Origin of the sequence: Allobosea sp. CER48, from assembly GCF_044752385.1 — a bacterium.
Classification (GTDB): domain Bacteria; phylum Pseudomonadota; class Alphaproteobacteria; order Rhizobiales; family Beijerinckiaceae; genus Allobosea.
This window is the reverse complement of sequence record NZ_JBIWYK010000550.1, coordinates 1-1,830: the sequence shown is the minus strand read 5'-3', so window position 1 is coordinate 1,830 and position 1,830 is coordinate 1. Positions and strand designations below refer to the sequence as shown.

Here is a 1,830-nt window from a genome sequence, read left to right as displayed (position 1 = left end):
ATCGAGAATTTCAACCGGCGTGCGCGATGCTACGCGAAGATGCTCCGGACCCGGGAGCGAACCACCCCCAGCGCCGCACTCGTTTCGGCGGGGGAGTTATTGGAACGTGTCGAGCGTGTCTGCGGTCGCGAAGCCCTGGCCAGGGTGCGCCATACCGAGAAAGCCTGGCGCGATTCAGACGACCCCTTGGCACAGACGCGCGCCGTCGTCAGCGCGATGGCAACGGAAGCCGGCCTGGTCGGCCCGACCATCGTCTACGGGTTCAGCAGCCTCGTGTATCCCGCCACCCATCTGGCGAGAGGGGACGACCCTGCCGGTTTTGCCGCCGCGATCGAAGACGCGCGCCGGTGTCACGAGGAGACCCGCAGACCGGCGATCAAGTATCGCGAGTACTTCACCGGCATCTCGGATATGAGCTTCCTCGGCCACCGGCCGCTGGACGCGGATCAGGACCAGATTGCCGCCAATACCCCGATCGCATCCCTCGTCGACCGGGCGGGTGCGGATACGCTGGTTTTTCCCGTCGTCAACATCGGACCGTGGGGGCGCGAATTCCACCAAAGGCTCGAACGCGTCTATATGCCTTATGCCTTCGAGGAGCTCCCGAGATTTCTGCGCGAGATCGCCCGGCGTTTCCTGGGATAATAGTCACAGCCGACCGTCTCACGACTCGGGGGTATCGAAATACGCCTCGAAAGCATGCGCAAGCGCCTCGGAGGCTTCCTCCGCCATATGGTGTCCGCTTGGGATCGATGCGCCGCGAACGTCGTCGGCCCATCGCTTCCAGACGGCGACGACGTCGCCATAAAGGTCCGGCAGGTCATCTCGCTCCGACCAGAGAACCAGGAGCGGACATTGAAGCTTGCGGCCTTCGGCAAGGTCCTCGCGATCATGCGCGACGTCGACGGTCAAGCCTGCCCGGTAATCCTCGAGCATCGTGTGAATGGTGCCGGGGTCCGAAATGGCGCGTGCGAAGTCCGCAAAGTTCTCTTCCCCCATCGCTTCGGCGCTGCCTCCATACCAAGCCAGTGGATCGGCTCCGATCGCACGCTCGGGCTTCTCCGGCTGGGCATAGAAGAACCAGTGCCACCAGCGGCGGGCAAACTCCTCGCGACAACGCTCCAACGCCTCTAGGATCGGGACCCCATCAAGAATGGCCAGCTTCCGAACGCGACCCGGGTGGTCCATCGCCATGCGAAAGGCGACGTACGAGCCCCTGTCATGGCCGGCGACGCTGAAGCTGTCGTGGCCGAGCGCTTGCATCAACTCGACGAGGGCGAAAGACTTCGCCCGCTTCGACGAGTTTGCATGGTCCGGCCGATCGGCAGGCTTGAACGAACCGCCGAAGCCCGGCAGATCGGGGCAAATCAGCGTGTAGCGCGCCCGCAAATGCCCGGCGACCTTGTGCCATGTCGCATGGGTCCGTGGATGGCCGTGCAGCAGTAAGAGTGGCGGGCCGTTGCCGCCTTGGCGAAACCGGATCGATCCCCCGGTCACCTCAGCCGCATCAAGCTTGAACCCCTCGAACATACCAACGCCTCCATTATAGCGGCCTTGTCCGTCGTGCAGCGCCACTCACAGGAACCGATCCCTCGATAGATCGTTCCGGTATCCGATTGCGGGGGTTGCCGGCGGGGCTGGGAGCATCCGGACACTGGAAGATGCGTCAGGAAGGATTCGAGTGCGAAGCGTGCGGGTCGGCAAGCGTGCGCGTTCCTGAAGATCTCATGCCGAATTCTGAGGTGCGCTGTAGCGGGTGCATGCGGCCGCTGGCGACCTGGATGGAATACCGCGCAACGATCACGGCGCTGCTGACCGATTGTTGTGAAC

1 protein-coding gene and 1 pseudogene are annotated in these 1,830 nt (G+C 63.6%); one reads left to right on the top strand and one right to left on the bottom strand.

Translation table 11 applies throughout. The annotated features are described in order from the left end of the window. A pseudogene (locus ACIPIA_RS15415) lies at positions 1-645 on the top strand (M20/M25/M40 family metallo-hydrolase); the annotation flags it as partial. A gap of 18 nt (positions 646-663) precedes the next feature. On the opposite strand, the gene ACIPIA_RS15410 reads toward ACIPIA_RS15415, so the two are convergent. After that, positions 664-1,530: an alpha/beta fold hydrolase gene (locus tag ACIPIA_RS15410; protein WP_400510811.1), complete on the bottom strand. Its 867-nt coding sequence runs from the start codon at positions 1,528-1,530 to the stop codon at positions 664-666. Positions 1,531-1,830 lie beyond the last annotated feature (300 nt).

Excerpts from the sequence above, each read along its gene's own strand:
- ACIPIA_RS15410 (WP_400510811.1), bottom strand. The coding sequence starts at position 1,530 with ATGTTCGAGGGGTTCAAGCTTGATGCGGCTGAGGTGACCGGGGGATCG.